Genomic DNA, 17066 nt, shown 5'->3' on the forward strand with positions numbered 1-17066 from the left:
GGTAAGAGTGCTAGAAACCATAGGCGAAGATCCGATCGGTTCGTGGGAACAGCTGAAGGGCCATTTGAAGCGGTATATCCAATCCGCATTCGGTACCGATTCGCCATCTTTTGAGGCCGAACGCGAAGCGCTTCTCAATACTCCTGGCGTGCTATTCCAGGAGCCATACCTTGAGCTACTGCCCTCCTATGTGAATGCCAAGCCGCTTAGCGCTCTCGACGGAGTGGACCTGCCCGGCTTGGATGACGTGGCAAGGCAGGGATTCATTGCTTTGGCGGGAGCGGGGCTCATGCCCGCTGGGGCGGATTTGTACATGCACCAGCAACGGATGCTCCAAGCCGCTATGCAACGCAAGCATTGCGTGGTCGTTACCGGCACGGGCTCTGGCAAGACGGAGTCGTTCCTGCTACCGGTATTTGCGTCCATCGCGAGGGAAGCACTTCGGCCTTCAGGCGGCTGGGCTGCAGCGGCGCCCCCGGTGGCGTTGCCGTCCGAGTGGAAGAGCGCTCCACAGTGGAGTTTCGGCCGGGCTGGCGCGCGCGGCGAGCGGCGGAAAACCGCTGTCAGGGCTTTGCTCCTGTACCCAATGAACGCACTGGTAGAAGACCAGATGTCCCGCTTGCGTCGCGCGTTGGACTCCGATGATGCACATGCTGCGTTTGATCGGCACTGGGGCGCTAACCGCGTTCGGTTCGGACGATATAACGGCACTACCCCCGTGCCAGGCCACCCATGGCGGCTCGACGGCCAGGGCCAGCGTGAACTGAATAAGCCCAAGCACGACGAGCTCAAGGCAGCGTTGAAGCAAGCTATCGACCAGTATCAACAGCTGGCAACAGCGACACGGGCCGCTCAGGAGCGCCTTCGCTCCGTGACCGCTGCCGGTGGCGATACACGCGATGCCAAGCAGCAACTCGCTGATCTTACAGAGCAGCTGTCGTTTGTGCCGCGGATGTCGCCCAGCGCGGCTGAGATGTTCCATCGCTGGGAGATGCAGGCTGCGCCTCCTGATCTTTTAATAACCAACGTGAGCATGCTTTCCATCATGCTCATGCGCCAGGCTAGCCATGCGATAGCAGGGGACCGCGCTGATGCTGATGTTTTCGCAGCCACGCGTGAGTGGCTTGCAGAAGACCGGGACAACCACGTTTTCCAGCTTGTCCTTGACGAACTCCACCTTTACCGCGGCGCGTCTGGGACAGAAGTCGGGTACTTGCTCCGGCTGCTGCTGGAACGCCTTGGCTTAGACCCTGACAGCAACCAGCTTCAAATTCTCGCTTCCAGTGCATCGTTGGACGGCGAGGCCGAGAACACATATAAGTTCCTGGGCGAGTTCTTCGGGATGGGTCTGGAGGTTGCGCGCGCTAAGTTTTATGTAGAAGCAGGGGTCAGTGTGAATGGGGCTCCCGAAGGCCCCACTGAAATTCCGCCTTCCTTTGCGGAGGATTGCTTGGCCGTTGCAAGGCAAGCAGATGGGGCCAAGTCCACTGACCTGCTGGCAGGCGAATTTGCCTCCAGCGTTGGCGGTGCCATTCCTGCAAAGCGCCTTGCAGACTCTTTTTGGAAGGTCGAAGGAGGGCGTGGCGGCCACCGCGCCATATCGCTTTCCAGCCATCTGCAAAGCCTGTTTCCCCACATGGCGGAAAGCGACGCTAGCGATGCGGTCCGCGGGCTGTTTTTGGCAGCAGGAAGGGCAGCGCAGCTCGCATCGGTGAAAGCGATCCAGCCCGCCCATCCTTTGCCGCGGATACGGTTCCATTGGATGGTCAAGAACATCGATGGTCTATGGGCCACTGCCCAGCATGTTGGTCAAGACCGGCGCCGTAGGGTCGGGCGCTTGCTTGCCGAGCCTCGGATGGACATCGACGGCGATCGGGCGCTTGAAGTGCTGTACTGCGAATGCTGTGGAACGCAGCTGCTTGCTGGCTACAAGACTCCTGCGTCGATCCCTGGGAATATCGACCGGTACGAATTGGCACCCATGCCTCCAGCGATCGAAGGCTTGCCGGAGTCGATGCCCCAGACCAGGACCGACGCACAGCGCTATGACAAGCTGGGCGTCGTCCACTTGCTGCCGAGCGATTGGGAGGGAGTCTCCGATCCGTCAGAGCTCCAGTGGACACAAGGATCGGAGGAGCGCGATGAGACCACCCGGCGGCCCGTGCTTACGGCCCCCGCAGGCTGGTTACGTTCTTCCATCGATCCTTTGACGGGCATTGTCGAGGTGGGCAAGGAACCTGTAGGCAATGGCGTTTCCTGCCTTTGGTTCCACCTGGAAGCATCAGGCGGTCTGCTGCCTGCGATTCCGCAGCGCTGCCCTTCGTGCAAGATCGACTACTCAGTGCGCAAAGGTGGCCGGCCAGCCCCGATCCGGTCTTTCGCAACTGGCCTGACCCAGACATCCCTGTTGCTGACGAAGCACCTCATGGGGGTCATGCCCGAAGGCGCTGGCCGGAAGCTCGTCGCGTTTTCTGACAGCCGGCAGTCTGCCGCCAGGTTGGCCAACGGTGTCGAGACCGAACAGTGGGAGCATCTGCTGAGAGTCGCTGTGCTGCGCGAGATCCGGGAGAGGGCAGCCGGAGGCATCGAACCAATCAAGCGGCAGCTTCTCGATGCCTTGGAGGCTGGAGCTGTGGCCCAAGGGCAAGGCATCTTGCGCGCATTGAGAGAATCGTTGCCGCCTGCCCAGTTCCAGGCGTTGGCAGAATTTTGGCGAGACGCGAAATCTGTGCAGGATGATCCTGAGTTCGCTAGCGAAGAAGCTAAATCGAACGTTAACCGCCTGATGCACTGGCAGCCTGGGTTCGTGCGCTTCGACGAATTCCTTTTTCGGCCGAATTCAGCCAAACAGGCGCTTCCCCCGCTTTGGGAATACTTTGCGCGCCTTGGGGTCAATCCTGCAGGCCCGGGGATCGATTCAAAGCGCGTCGGTGAGACGGAGGATTGGACGTCGTTCTTCGATTTCGAACCTCCAAACGGTCCCAGGCTTTCGTCGACTGAGTTTGCGCAAGCGAAAGCCGACAGGCTTGAGCAATTCGGCGACGCACTGCGCCGGCAGTCTTGGCGGGCCATTTCCGGGCGGCTGCTTTACGACCTCGAAGCGCAAGGAGTCGGCCACCTTTGCTTGCCTCCGTCAGCGAGCAAGCTCCAGCCTCCGAACATTGATAAGCAGGTTTTCCGTGGAATCTGCGAGAGCGTTATCCGCATCCTTACCGAACAGAGGCGCACGAATCCTCCGCAAAGGGACTGGCCGCCGGAGGCGTGGTCCCGGGACCAGCCACGGCGGGACCGGAGGGAGGGGGCCGACAAGGCGCGTATCGGAAACTATCTACATGCTTGTGCCAGCCGGCTGGGCATTGGCTGGGAAGGCCTTCGGGATAGCGTGCGTGATGCTTTAGCCCGGGTTGGGCACGGAACCAATGACGCTTGGGGGATCGTGGAGCTTTCTTCCCTCTGGGTAAAAGTCGCCGCACGCGATTCCCGGCCGTGGGTGTGCGAGCGCTGCGGCCAGGTCCATTGGCAGCCCTCGGGGGGCATCTGCTCCCGTTGCACTGCGCACTTGCCTTCGGTCCCGAATGGCCAGCGCTCGGCGGCGGAGATCGAGCGGGTCCACTACTACGCCTACCTTGCGGCCGATGCTGGATCGGGATTCCGGATACACGCTGAGGAGCTTACAGGTCAGACAAGCGATCAGGCCCAGCGCCAACGGCACTTCCGCGACGTTTTTTTTCCAGATGAAAGTGTCGAGGATGTGGTGCGGAGGGATGTTGTGCGCCAGGTCGACACGATCGACCTGCTGTCTGTGACAACGACGATGGAGGTCGGCGTAGACATCGGCGCGCTCCAGTCCGTGTTCCAAGCCAACATGCCTCCCGAACGCTTCAACTACCAGCAGCGCGCAGGCCGGGCGGGCCGTAAAGGTCAGGCTTTTTCGGTAGTCCTGACCTACTGCCGCGGCCAGACACATGACCGGATCCACTTCGACCATCCCGATGAGATGACAGGCGGCATTCCTCCGCAGCCAACGGTGTCGGTAACCGAGGACCAGCGCCTACTCGCCGAACGCCTGGTTGCCAAAGAGGTTCTTCGCCGGGCATTCCGGTCCGCCAGCTGCATGTGGCACGACTCGGGCAGGCCGGTAGATACACATGGCGAAATGGGGCTTGTTCATGAGTATTGCGGCGTACGCAAGGCATCGGTCGAGCAATGGTTCCGGGACCAGCGCGCTGAGATTGACGGTATCGCCCACGTGGTCTCGAGAGGCACGGAAATCGATCCAGCACGGCTTGCCAATGACTCCCAGGATCTGCCGGCGCGCCTGGAGGAAGTCGCCAGCTCAGCGTCTGATCCGAGCCAAGGGCTTGCTACGGCTCTTGCCGAAGCTGGGGTACTGCCGATGTATGGCATGCCGACGTCCGTGCGCAACCTGTACTTCCACCTTCCGCCAGAGCCAGCGGGCCAATCGAGGGAACCGAAGGTGCTTGACCGGACACTTGACCATGCCATCACTGATTTTGCGCCGGGCTCAGAGCGTGTCTGGGACAAGCGGCTGCTCTCGCCAATAGGCCTCGCAGGGTCGATTGCCCATGAGCGCAACTACAAGTGGAAAACCATTGACCGTCCGATCGGGAGCGCAACTTGGCAGCTTTTCTGCCAGAGCTGCAGGAACTTCACCATATACCGCGCCGATCCCGCCACATTGCGGCCTACTCAGGCTATCGATGGATGGGAAGAATCTTGGATCAGGAATCCGCCTTCCCAACCTTGCCCTCGATGCGGCGCTTTTGCGGACCTGTCCTTGGCCGTTGTTCCCAATGGCTTCGTGACTGACCTCAATATCGAGAAGCCAGTGACGTCGACGGAGTCGTCACGCAATGGCGGACCGAGGTCTTTCGTTGCATCGCCTTCGCTGCACGCCGTGCTGCAACGCCCGTTTGGCCGGGCTTTCCTGGCCTTGGACCATCAGGGGCAGGTCTATCGGATCGCGCAGGGCCGGGGTGGAAAACCGTTCGGTTTCAACCGGACTCATTCGCTTCGCCAGCAGAGGGGGCAGCAATGGTTGGACGGCGAGATTTGGAAAGCATCGCTTGATGAGGCCGAGATATCCGCAAGCATTGCATCTCCGAAGACCACCGACGTGTTGAGCGTCAGGCTCCTCGATGACAGCGGCTTGGCTTTCTTTGACGACGCCAAAGAGCTTTGTTCACGGCGGGCCGCCTGGTATTCCGCTGCCACCATCTTGCAGCGCGCGATCGCATTGGAACTCGACGTTGATTCGCTTGATATCGAGATTGCGTCTGTCCACAGGTATCTGGAGGACAGCAGCGTTTCCGGTACCGAGCTGTACCTTGCAGATGACCACCCCAACGGCGCAGGGCTGGTTGACTGGGCCAACCGTAATTGGGCGGCCTTGCTGGCCGGCTGTATAAACGGCGCTGGTGAATATGCAAGGCTCGGCTCAATGATCCGGGAGGAGTGCCGGCGTGCAACGCAAAGCGAACAGGTGTGGCGCTCGCCTGACCTCTTGCTTCGCGGCTTCCGGAACCGGCAGCTTCATGGGCTGATCGAATGGCGGCTGGGACTTGAGCTGCTGCGCGTCATGCATGACCCTGCCTTCCTGCCTGGTCGGGATCAGTTTTTCGAGGATTGGGGCGTAGGCTTGCGCAGCTGGGAAGCGATGGCATCGGAGCTGGCAGACACCTACTGCGCGGCCTATGAGAAGGGCACCCAGGCCCGGCAGAGGGGGCCCAAGGGCGAACATGGCTGGATCGCGGGAGGAGGCGTGGCCGGCCAGGAATCGACGGTCCTTTACCTGGTAAGCCACCCGCTATGGGCAGCCTCCGTAACTGGCTCTGGGCCGATCAATCCGGAGCTTGTGGACTGGACCCGCAACATCGGGGCGACTGCGATCTATTTAGTCGATTCATTCAACTTGTCGCGTCGGATGGCGTGGGTACGTGGCAATTTGCATCTTTTCCCGAAGCTCGATATCAGTACGGCTGGTTTGGGAACGGGCGGCGGGACGCCACCCATACTTAAGGAACCCTGGATGCAGGAGCTGATCGGTTTGCAAGAAGGTGGCGTCTTGGCTCACGAGGGGTGGAGTTGGACAAAAGTAGCCGGCGGCGATGGCTGGGCTGCTCAGCCAGGAGTCTGGCTCGCGGATGTCAACGGCCAGCCGGTCAAAGTGAACATTTCCAACTTTGCAGGAGCTGGCTTGAGGGTCAAAGTGATTGGGGCCGCATACCTTGACCGCCAATCTTGCCCCTCCCTTTCACTGATTGCATTCCGCTCCGGCGACGGGAGCTTCTGACATGCCGAGGATCCTTGGACAGAACAGCATGGACCGTTGGGAGCGGGAGGTGCGCCGGCTGTTGGCGGATCAGCTGCCGCAAGACTGGATAGTGGTGTGCAATGTTGCTTGGGTCTTGCAGAACGATCAAGGACTGGTGCGAGATGGGCAATGCGACTTCGTCGTGCTGGTACCCGGACTAGGAATGGCCGTGCTTGAAGTGAAGGGCTCCTACTCGGTCCGGGTGGGCGACAACGGAATTTGGTACCGGCAAGAAACCAACCGCCGTACAGGGCAGGTTAGGGCTGAAGTTGCGATCGATGAGCCTCCGCCCGAGCAGGCTTGCAGGAACATGCATACGCTGGCAAAAATCGTTTGCGACCGCTTACCCCGGCAACGTTTCCCAGGCGCGTTTGCTTTCCTCGTCGCATATCCGAACGGCCGTGTTGAGGGCTCTTCCACGCTCTATGACTCCAGCACAATAGTGCCTTCGCAGGACATGCACCGCTTGGAACGCAGGATACGGGGCGCCCTTGAGGCGCGTATCCACCAGTCGCAGGGCAGCGAGTTCACAGCGGATATGGCGAGCAGGGTTGCCGTGATCCTCTCGAATGCCTCCTTTCGCATTGCGATGCGCGACTCGCCCCTTGATGCTGACGAGGATGCAGTCGATATCAATGAGCTGACTAGGCAACAGTTTGCAGCCCTGCGGGGAGCATTTGAGCTGCCTCGGGTCGCTATCGTTGGTCCGGCAGGGTCGGGCAAAACTCTGCTTGCGCTCTGGAAGTTGGATGCGCTCCTCGAAGAGGGAAAGCGGGCTCTGTACGTCTGCTTCAACAAAGCCCTTGCCGAGCACTTGAGATTGGCTAATCCGGAGATGTCGGCGTCGATTACTTCCGTCGACCGGCTTTTTTACCAGCTTGCTGGAATAGCTGATGGGCGACGAATCGGCGTAAAGTTCTTCACGGAAGAGCTTCCTTCGCTCGTCCAGGACGTGGCTGCAGAACTACCGCTGCTGTCCAAGTACGAAGCGATCATCGTGGATGAGGGCCAAGACTTTGGAGAACTCCGCTTGCTTGCATTGCTGGACATGCTCACTCCGGCAGGCCAATGGCTATTCTTCGCCGACTGGGCGCAGAATGTCTACAGATCGGCCACGCAGGAGCCGATCGGTGCTGAAGTCACTTTCAGGCTCTACCACAATTGCCGCAATACGCAGCTTGTGAACGCCGCGACAAATGGCTGCTGCGAGCTTTCTGTGGTGCACCTGCCGGGAGTTCCGTTGGGTGCCGCCCCGCTGGTAAATAAGGGATGGGGCGCAACAGCCGCAGCCTGTGCATGGACAGCTGCGCATGAATTAAACCCTGAGGGAGGGGTGGTTTTCTTGTCGCCGTTCAAGTTGGAGAATTCCTGCTTGTCGTCGGCGAGGCGGGCGCATGGCCTTGAATTGACCGAAGACATTGCATTGCTAGGAAAGCCTGGTTTTGTCTATTTTTCCACCATTAGGTCGTTCAAAGGCCTTGAGGAGAAGAATCTAGTTCTACTGCACGCCGATGTTCCTGGGCGGATCCAGGCGTTTAGTGCCGATGATTTGTACGTCGCGTGTACCAGGGCAACTGGCCGACTTGCCATCATGGCGGTTTCGGAAGAGGCGCGGCAGTGGTACTTGCAGCGGACGAGTCGTCTTTCCGCCAGCGAGCTCAATGCCTAATGCTGGCTACCTATGTAAAGGTAGCTTTTAGATTGGTCTTAGCACACACAGCTAGCTCTAACTAGATCGATAGAAGTTCCCTGACTCGCAAGTCTAGCTGTTCCAGATCTGTGGGCTCAGCGTTACCTCCACTATTTGTGAGATCTCGCGCAATGCCGCCGATGGCAGCCATCTGCGCACTAGCTTCATCGAACTTTGGGATGTTGAGGTACTTAGCAACACTGGCGCCCAGACTGAGCTGTGCGGCATATGCAGACACTGCCTGGGCAATGATCGGAGCGTTCAGAAAGCCGGTCAGGTAGGCCGCCTCGGGCTCCGATTCGACCGGAATGAAGTAGAGCTTGTGGTCAGGAATAACGGTCTTGTCGCCCGCGTGTTCGATTGACGCATTGCCGATGTAAGCCGCGGCGAAGTTGTTGCCCATCTCGCGCCAGAGCACCTTGAACGGAGCGAATGTGTAGGGTCCGGTGCTCCAAAGCGAATAAAATTCTTCTTTCTCCTGGAATTTTCTCAGGCTGGACCGCTGTTCGAGATGGCTTTTGAAGCGGTTGAGGAACTTAAATGTGTGCGGACTTGCGGTTGGCAAGTTTGGATCGCCATGCATACCTCGTTGGGGAACAAGAATTCGAAGATCCTGTTCTGGCACGGCATTGAACGGTGCAACTCCGCGGCCGCGCAGAAGTGGGAAGAGGTGCTCAGATTCAACTGTCGCGGTGATCTGGGGAATCCCCTTCGTCTTTCCGATGTCGGCTGCGTTTCGCACCGTTACCAGGTTGGATCCAACTGCACCAGTGGCATGGACCCAGAAGATGCCGTTGCGGTCGGTTGTAATGCCTTTCCGTGCCTTGTACTCAGGCTCTGCGCCTGCCGCAAAAACCTTCGAAAACACGGCTTGGTCGTGCGCAGATCCGACGAGCCATGGACGCGTTCCATCGCCGCCTGGTACTGGTATAGCAGTTCCGTCAATACGTTTGGCAGTGCGGCGAAAATGCTCCGCCGAAGCGTAGGTCCGCTGGTTACCGCTGCCGTTTGGATCTGTGGTCCATGAGCGGTAGGGAAGGGGGAATGAAGTTGCTGCGTCCCGTTGGAGCATCAGGAACGTCGGGTGGTTGCTGACTCCGTCGAACGGCTTGATGTCCTGGTAGTCTTCAACCAGCAGTACGCGGCACTGTAAGCTACCGTTGTCGATTGAGAAGCGCCTGAATCCGGCACTGGACTCAGTTGTGAACACTGATCCGGGTAGAAAGAAGCCCAGGCGTCCATCCCGTGCGAGGTAATGCTTTACGGCCTGGTAAGTGATCACCGTCGAAATGTCCGACTCGATGCCGCCTACCCATTTGTCGGTGCTGAATACGCCGAGCCCCCGACAGTGCTTCTGGATCGACTGGGCATAGTCCTTTGGCAGGTTGCTCCATTTGATCCACGGCGGGTTGCCGCAGATGTGGGAGGATGGAGGGATAGCGCCGGCAGCAAAGCGGTCAGCTAGGATCGAGCACCAGATGCCATTCCATCCTTGATCGTGGAGTTCAACCAAATTGTCGACGGTCGTGCTTACGATGGAAATGTCGGATGGATCGAGATCCATAGCTTGCAGGTCGGCGAGTATCGAGCCGCAAATTTTCGCCGCTGGGTAGTCCGCATCGATCAGCATCCGTATCTTCGCAAAGATGCGGAAGAAGTCAGGGTGTCCAATCATCCTCTCAGGGACAGAAAACTCCCTGGGACCTATTTCCGTCTGCAGGACGTGGCTGTAGTTGGCGAAAAGGTCAACGGCGGCCGGATAAACGGCATCCGCTAAGTACACTGGCAGGCGGATGGGATGTGCTGGGTCCAAGTGCGGCGACAGGAAGACGGCAAGTGACCCCTTTGCAGCGAGGACGGCAAGGGGATTGAGGTCGATACCGTGGATGCCTGCGAGCAGCGATTGGGCTGTCGCGCCGTTGTTGACCTTGCGTCGGCGCCTGATGGCTTCGAGCAAGAATGTGCCTGATCCACATGTTGGGTCAGTTAGCGAATCAGAAGGCTGCCAATCCAGTAAGTCCATCCCGTGTTCTGCCAGCCAGTCGGGAGTGTAGAACTCGCCAAGGGCATGTCTGACCTCCCTGGGGATAAATCGTTCGTAGATACCTTTGAAAAGGTCGCGAGTCGTGTCCGCGTGTTTTTTAGAAACGACGAAGTCGACACCGCCCAGTTTTCCCAGCATAGCACTGAGATGCGCCTGGTAGCGGGGCCAGTCGCTATCGTCCAAGTACCAGGAGAAGAAGTCCCCGCTCAGCATATTCAGGATGCCGGCGTGTTCGAAAAGTTGACCCGTCTCGACGGCCCGCAGCCGTTCTGCTATCGGGACACCCGATTCCAGCACGTCCTGGCTGGCCCGGGGCAACGCGCATGCTGCGACGACCTTGGCAATGATTGCGATGTACGTGTTCAGTGCGAAAAGGTAAGCCGCAGGATTGTCTTGGTATGGCTGGTCGTGCGAAATCTCCTGTCGGGCGAGCAGCTTTTTCATATGGACCGGCTGAAACCCAACGACCTGGCTGAACAGCCTGCGCCACTCTGAAAACAGCATCTTGGTTTTCGTGGTGGCAGGGGATGCATCCGCTTTGCAGATGCTGGCGTAGAGCTCTGGAATCAGCGCAGTCCCATACTCCGAGTCCGGTCCAACCAGTGCCTGCAGGAGCTGGGGATGGACGAGCGGCCGACCATTGCTTTCTAGTGCCGCAAGCAAACGGTTCGCGGACACCTTGTCGAACGCAACGACATCCTCCCAAGTGGGCGCAGCGCTCTCGAACCGACCGAACGTGATGTGTGCTCCGTCCCAGGCGACCAAGACATATTCTTGGAGTCCCCGTCCTTCTTCTGCAGCAATTAGTTCTGCATATTCCTCTGCTTGCTGGCGTGCATGGTTTGCCTTACTCCCAGCGCGCCCTCTGAACGACCTTGGCGGCTCGTACTCGATGACCACAGCTCCGTGAGCTACATCCGCGAACTTCGTTGGTTTTCCCTTCGCCTTGAGAGCCCGCTCCAGCTGGAACGGCGTCCAAGGAATAGAGAGCTCCGAGCAGGCTTGCTTAAGAGCATTTTCTAGCTCATGCCGTAGTTGCGCTTCGTTTTTGGAAATTTCAGCCGCGGACAGGACTGCACTGACGAAAGATGACGTAGTTGCGCTGCTCACAGAAATCCTTGTACAAACTTACCGGGGCGGTACATTTCAGGTTCTAAACGGCTTTGCGGGCGGCTTGAATATCAAGCGCAACAAGGCCGGCGCCGGAGAAAAGGTGGGTGAACATGGCTTCAGCTAGTTTTGGCGGCACCGCATTCCCAATTTGGGTGAACTTTGAGTCTGTTTCGCCAACTGGCGTGAATTTGGCATCAAAGGTCTGGATACGCGCGCACTCGCGCCAGGAAAGCCTGCGCGGTGTTTCTAGTTTCCTACGCTTCGGATCTGCTTCAATGTGTTCGTACTGGTCGGAGAAATCCCAGCGTTGCTTCCAGCCATCCGCAAGGTTAGACCATGTGAGGGTCATGACTGGGCTTGCTGGATGAAGGGTGATGTGCCGCCAATTCGCCACGACTGTGAACGCAGGATCCGCCCACTTAGCCTTACGATTCCGCGACATGTAGTACCAGGAAAAGTGACCATCGGGGTCGTGCGGCCGTTCATAGAACTCCCCTTCAGGCCAGAGCGGCAATCCTTTGATGGCGTCGCCATGGGAGGCGTAGGGCTCAAGCGGACCTGATGCCTTCGTCGTTTTACCGTGGGTCGGTTTCGGGAATTCGAATACTTGGTTCAGGTCTTTTCTGATACCTACGATGAAGAGCCGCTTGCGCGATTGCGGTACACCGTAGTCCTTGGCGTTCAGGACCTTATACGTGACGTTGTAGCCCGCTTTGCTGTAGGCGTCGAGCTGCTCTTTCAAGAAGGTGCCGCTGCTAAGCGCCTTGAGACCGGAGACGTTCTCCGCAACAAAATACCTTGGGCGGACGATGCCCACTACCCGCAGGAATTGCTTATATAGGTTTGTACGCTCATCCTTCTCAGGGTCCCGATTGCCAGCCATCGAAAAGGATTGGCACGGATAGCCCCCCACGACGATGTCTGCGTCGGGAAATGCCTGGATTCCAGAGATGTCCGCATTACGGATGTCAGCTCCAGGGAAGTACTTCTTCAATGTATTGCAGGCGTCTGTAAGGATGTCGTTCGAGAAGATGACATGACCGCCTGCCGCTTCTACGCCAAAGTCCATGCCGCCGCAACCTGAGAACAGGGATAACACCCTGATCTCTTCCCAGTTTTTCTCAAAAAATTTGTTCACGATCTCTCGCCTATTTGCTGCGCATCTTCGGCATCAGTGCCTTGCGGGAAAAGGGGCCACCTAGACTTCAAGTAGCCATCAATCGCATCGCGTACTACCCAAGCAAGAGAGACCTTGTTCTCTGCAGCGATCCTTTCCAGTAATTGGTACTGGTTCTCTGGGAAGCTGATGGAGGCCCGAACTGTACGTTCCTGCGCGCTGCTGTCATGATGTTTTGTCTGAGTCCGCATGGCTGTTTTCCAAGCTGAAGAGCTAATGCACCAGTTTACACCACAGTGGTGAATTGTTCTCCGCCCTATAGATTTGGGCCCGTTAAGACCACATAGGCAATCGCCGGGCGGATATGTTGTTGGCCTGCCCTCAACAAAACATCCTGAGGCTCTCCAATTTGTTGCCGAAGGGGGGGGCGCCCAGTGAAAGAGAACGAGGACGACGGCTCACGGTTCTAATCCGCTGAGATGGTCCGTTGCCCAGTGCAGGCCTTTTGCAGAATCTGTAAAAGCGCACCGTTGTTCTCTGAGCTCTCGTGGTCATTGTTAGGATGGCCACGTGTACCAGTCGAGCAATGCATGAAAAGCATTCAGGATGCTGTGATTTTATACAGTTTTTGTGATTGGTGCAATGCTTGAGCGGACTATTGACCGGCGCGTGTGGGCTCTCGTTCGCAGAGGATTGGGAAGACGTGATCGATCCGCTGGAGAATAGGCGATAACATTTCGGCTAAGCAGCGGCGCAAGCAGGCCATGCGCCTGTTGCTGGGTGAGTTAGGCCTGTCTGGCTCACGGGTCGACGTGTCGGGTCGCCTGACCTTGAGAAAACTGCTGCTCGGCATCGGCTTGATGCTCGTCTAGCGGATCCTGGCGCAGGTTTAGAGCCGCTAACACGACCCTTGATACGTCGTTGTTTTGCCTTGTCGTACGGGGTGTGCTGGAGTTGACTCGGTTCCGTGGACACATCATTCTTGTGTTCAAGGCGTCGCAAATGTCCAAAGTACGACCACCGTACCCGGTGCAATTCCGCCAGCAGATGGTCGAACTCGTGCGAGCCGGTTGCTCGTCAGCGCAACTCTCGCGTGAGTTCGGCGTCACCGCCCAATCCATAACCAACTGGGTCAACCAGGCAGCCATTGATGACGGCAAACCTTTGCCAGACAAGGACGGTCTGACTACAGCCGAACGTGAAGAACTGGTACGCCTGCGCCGGCAGTTGCGCCAGGTCCAGATGGAACGATGCATCCTAGCAAAGGCTACGGCCTGGTTCGCTGGTCTCAGCGATGCGACATCCACGAAGTCTTCGGACTCGGGATGGCGAACTAAGCCGACCTCCCTGCACGTACCATGTGTCGCGTCTTCGGTGTCTTGACCTGCTCCCCTCCAACCCTACCAACGTAAAGTTAGTGAAGTCCATCAACCAGGAGAATGATGGATATGAAGAAGAGCAGATTCACCGAAGGGCAGATCATTGGCTTCCTCAAGCAAGCGGAGACCGGGATGCCCATCAAGGAGCTGTGTCGCCAAGGCGGCTTCAACGATGCAACGTTCTACAAGTGGCGTGCCAAGTTCGGTGGCATGCAGGCCACGGATGCCAAGAGGCTGCGGGAGCTTGAATCCGAGAACTCCAAGCTCAAGCGCTTGCTGGCCGAGGCCCACCTTGACATTCACGCACTCAAGGACGTCTTCGGCGTAAAGCCTTAGCCCCGCAGGCCAGACGCGCAGCAGCAGCCAAGATGATCACTGAACATCATCTTTCCGAGCGCCGCGCATGTCGCCTGGTGGGGCTCTCCAGAGATTGCTACCGCAATCCGCCCTTGGTGGATGAGCGTACACAACAGCTCAGCCCCAAGATCGTCGAGATCGCGCAGGTGCGTCGTCGCTTCGGTTATCGCCGCATCCACGACCTGCTGCGCCCGGAGTTCCCAGGCGTGAACCACAAGCGGGTGTATCGGTTGTACAGCCAAGCACAGCTGGCGGTTCGCAAGCGCAAGAAGGTGCGGCGCGCTGCCAGCGAACGCGTGCCCCTCACGGTGGCAACGCATGTCAATGAAGTCTGGAGCATGGACTTCGTCTCCGACAGCTTGGCCAATGGGCGGCGCATCAAGTGTTTGACTGTGGCTGATGACTTCTCGCATGAATGCGTGGATATCTCGGTGGACTACGGAATCTCAGGGCAATACGTCACCAGGCTGCTCGATCGTGCGGCCACCTTCAGAGGTTACCCAACTGCAGTGAGAACCGACAACGGCCCAGAGTTCACCAGTCGGTCCTTCGTCGCCTGGGCCCAATCGCATGGCGTGCGCCACATACTGATCCAGCCAGGACGACCCATGCAGAACGGCTACATCGAGAGCTTCAATGGCAAGTTCCGTGACGAGTGCTTGAACGAGCACTGGTTTGAGACGCTGGTACAGGCGCGATCAACGATTGCAAGCTGGCGCCAGGACTACAACCAAGTGCGACCGCACAGCAGTCTCGGACGAATACCGCCGGCTGAGTTCGCTCAACGGCATCGCATCATCAATCAGAGACCGCCGGCTTCCAGCAAAGAGATCAAGTAAGCTTTCACCCGGACTTCCGACTGATTGGTATGGCGGAAGGGGGCAGGTCAAAGCCAACCGTGCGACACAGGCTAAAGAGCATGAGCTGACCCAGACCAAGAGCATGCTGCAGGATGCTCTCAGACGGGGAGGGCAATCTGACGGATTGCCGCAGGTGCGTATATCCGAATTGATGGCTGCCTATCAGGACGCACCCGAATTCAGCAAGAATGGGGAACGGACAAACAGCCAATACGTGGCAGAAGTGGGCCGTTTCATTCGGGCCATGGGGGATATGTTTATTAAAGATATATTCGGCAAAACGATGCGTTCTTTCCTCGATATTGAAAAGAACTTCCGCCGAACATTAACAAGGTAACGAGATACGAAGGCATGGCACTATCAGAGATCGCTCAACTCAACGTCGATGAAGATGGCGAGACGGTTGAAATCAAGACTGCAGTGCAGCGTATTACTCGTATCGGGACAGTTTTCAATTGGGCGCTGGATGAAGATGAGGAGAGGTGGGGCTTTCCGCGAGGGCGTAATCCGTGCGCCAAGTTTGAGAAGAAATGGTTGTCTAAAGAAGAAGAGGCCATCCTTGAGGACGGCGAGCACACACGCAGGGCCTTAAGTGATGAAGATCTGCGCAAACTTTTTACCGGCCAGGTGATGGAGACCAAGGGGAAGACACAGGTCGGCTATGGCTAAGGCGCTAAGCGTTTCAAAAGACGCTACCAATACTGGCTGCCCATGATGGCGCTCCTCACTGGTGCGCGTGCCAACGAACTTGCGCAACTTCGGTTGTCTGATATCAAGGACGATCAGTTAGTTCCGTTCTTCGACATTAATGAGGATGCCGATAGTGATGGGGAAAGGCGAAAGAGCCTAAAAACGAAGACTTCGAAACGCCATGTGCCAATTCATCCAAAGCTGATTGAACTGGGTTTCCTTGACTACGTGCAAGAAATCCGCAGCGCGGGGCATTGGTGCCTGTTCCGAGAGATGGAGCCGCAGAAGGCTACTGGCGAGCGTCCGGTTTACAACAGCCAAATGGCGAACTGGTTTTTTCGGTACCGCAAGGCATGCGACGTATTGAAGAACGAAGATGGCAAGCCTGTGTTTCATAGTTTCAGGCATACCGCTGCAACTCGCCTGGAGAACGCAGACGTGCCGCTGCACCGCCTTTCCGGCGTTCTTGGCCACCTGCAAGATGGAGAATACCTTCAGACTTATGCCAAGTTAGACAAGGCCAAAGTGCGCACTGAACTGGTAAAGATGGAATTTCCACACGATGTGATGAATGCATTACCCAGCTGGAAAGACATTGAATTTAGCGAACCCCAACCACTGCCTGTGGTGCTGGGGCTACGTCAGTGCCTGCTAAACGCGGAAAAATGAAAAAACAATTAGCTGGTTGAAAGACGTCATCACTCAGTATTTGCGTTGAGAGGGACTCCCCCCAACTGAAATATAAGAGGGAAGCCGCAGCCCACGCAAGGCGCTATGGCTTCGCCTCGGGGAAAAACATTTGCGCATTCCGCGATTGAATGGCTTTGACAAAGAGTGCATACGCTGTGTCAAAAGTGGACTGTTGGGTCACGCCATGTTTGTGAGCAACCAGCGCACGCAATGCAAGAGGGCGCGATTCCTCGCAGAGATTCAGGCTCGCACAAGCATCGACTACATAAGCGTCACCAGCACCGCAATTTGTACCCGTTCCTTCGCAAACCGCAGCAAGCCAGGCCAGACGCATCGAATCCAATGCGGAATCTCCATTGAATTCCACGTCTCCCAACTTGATCGAATCCCGATGCTGACTTAGCAAGCTACTGCCGATATATTGCAAAAGCAATGCGTCGTTGGCTTGCAGCACCTCCCCGAATACTTCCTTCTGCCGGGTCAGATCTACTCCAGCTTTGGACCATTTTTCGTTTATCTCGGACAAGCCCCTCGGAAAACGCGGGTCCACGGCGACCTGTCGCAAGGTATCGAAAGACAATTCATCAGAACTGAATGAACCACAGCGCTCTTGTTGCAATTGCCTTGCCAAATCTTGCTGTGAAGTTATTACTGAAACTTCGCGTAATCCTAGATTTTTTATGGAAAAACAACGTCCCAATATGTCCTTGGCATAAAATCGTGCTTTAGGCGAACCAGATCGCACTAATGCCTCGTAGACAACACGATAGTCACGCGATGTCCGCATCATCT

General features: G+C 57.3%; 9 protein-coding genes and 1 pseudogene. 7 read left to right on the forward strand and 3 right to left on the reverse strand.

Annotated elements, in window-relative coordinates:
• Positions 1-7: 7 nt before the first annotated feature.
• Together KHY18_RS06885 and KHY18_RS06890 are read left to right on the forward strand one after the other, a co-directional pair.
• Complete coding sequence (locus KHY18_RS06885; protein ID WP_213296312.1) at positions 8-6313, forward strand: DEAD/DEAH box helicase; 6306 nt, start codon at positions 8-10, stop codon at positions 6311-6313.
• 28 nt (positions 6314-6341) lie between these two features.
• Positions 6342-8003, forward strand: a complete 1662-nt coding sequence (locus KHY18_RS06890; protein WP_213296315.1) for an NERD domain-containing protein — start codon at positions 6342-6344, stop codon at positions 8001-8003.
• Between the two features lie 61 nt (positions 8004-8064).
• Here KHY18_RS06890 and KHY18_RS06895 read toward each other — a convergent pair whose 3' ends face one another.
• Positions 8065-11178 carry an N-6 DNA methylase gene (locus KHY18_RS06895; protein ID WP_213296355.1) on the reverse strand — a complete coding sequence of 1038 codons (3114 nt, stop codon included), beginning with the start codon at positions 11176-11178 and terminating at the stop codon, positions 8065-8067.
• A 43-nt stretch (positions 11179-11221) separates the two neighbouring features.
• On the reverse strand, positions 11222-12319 hold the full coding sequence (locus KHY18_RS06900) for a DNA cytosine methyltransferase (protein ID WP_213296358.1): 1098 nt from the start codon (positions 12317-12319) through the stop codon (positions 11222-11224).
• A 981-nt stretch (positions 12320-13300) separates the two neighbouring features.
• On the opposite strand from KHY18_RS06900, the pseudogene KHY18_RS06905 reads away from it, so the two are divergent.
• The 5 genes and pseudogenes from KHY18_RS06905 to KHY18_RS06925 all read left to right on the forward strand — a co-directional run.
• Positions 13301-13632, forward strand: a pseudogene (locus KHY18_RS06905) (transposase); the annotation flags it as partial.
• A 114-nt stretch (positions 13633-13746) separates the two neighbouring features.
• A protein-coding gene (locus tag KHY18_RS06910; RefSeq protein WP_502768414.1) for an IS3 family transposase occupies positions 13747-14873 on the forward strand; the annotation gives its coding sequence in 2 pieces (ribosomal slippage) (positions 13747-13990 and positions 13990-14873; 1128 coding nt in all).
• Between the two features lie 103 nt (positions 14874-14976).
• Complete coding sequence (locus KHY18_RS06915) at positions 14977-15231, forward strand: hypothetical protein (protein WP_213296367.1); 255 nt, start codon at positions 14977-14979, stop codon at positions 15229-15231.
• Between the two features lie 14 nt (positions 15232-15245).
• Positions 15246-15563, forward strand: coding sequence for a hypothetical protein (locus KHY18_RS06920; RefSeq protein ID WP_213296370.1), 318 nt, complete (start codon positions 15246-15248; stop codon positions 15561-15563).
• 42 nt (positions 15564-15605) lie between these two features.
• Positions 15606-16253: a site-specific integrase gene (locus KHY18_RS06925; RefSeq protein WP_213296385.1), complete on the forward strand. Its 648-nt coding sequence runs from the start codon at positions 15606-15608 to the stop codon at positions 16251-16253.
• Between the two features lie 103 nt (positions 16254-16356).
• Here the strand turns inward: KHY18_RS06925 and KHY18_RS06930 are convergent.
• Positions 16357-17066, reverse strand: a 710-nt coding sequence (locus tag KHY18_RS06930; protein WP_213296388.1) for a hypothetical protein, incomplete at its 5' end; no start/stop codon positions are given.

Source organism: Acidovorax sp. CCYZU-2555 (assembly GCF_018413525.1).
GTDB lineage: Bacteria > Pseudomonadota > Gammaproteobacteria > Burkholderiales > Burkholderiaceae_C > Comamonas.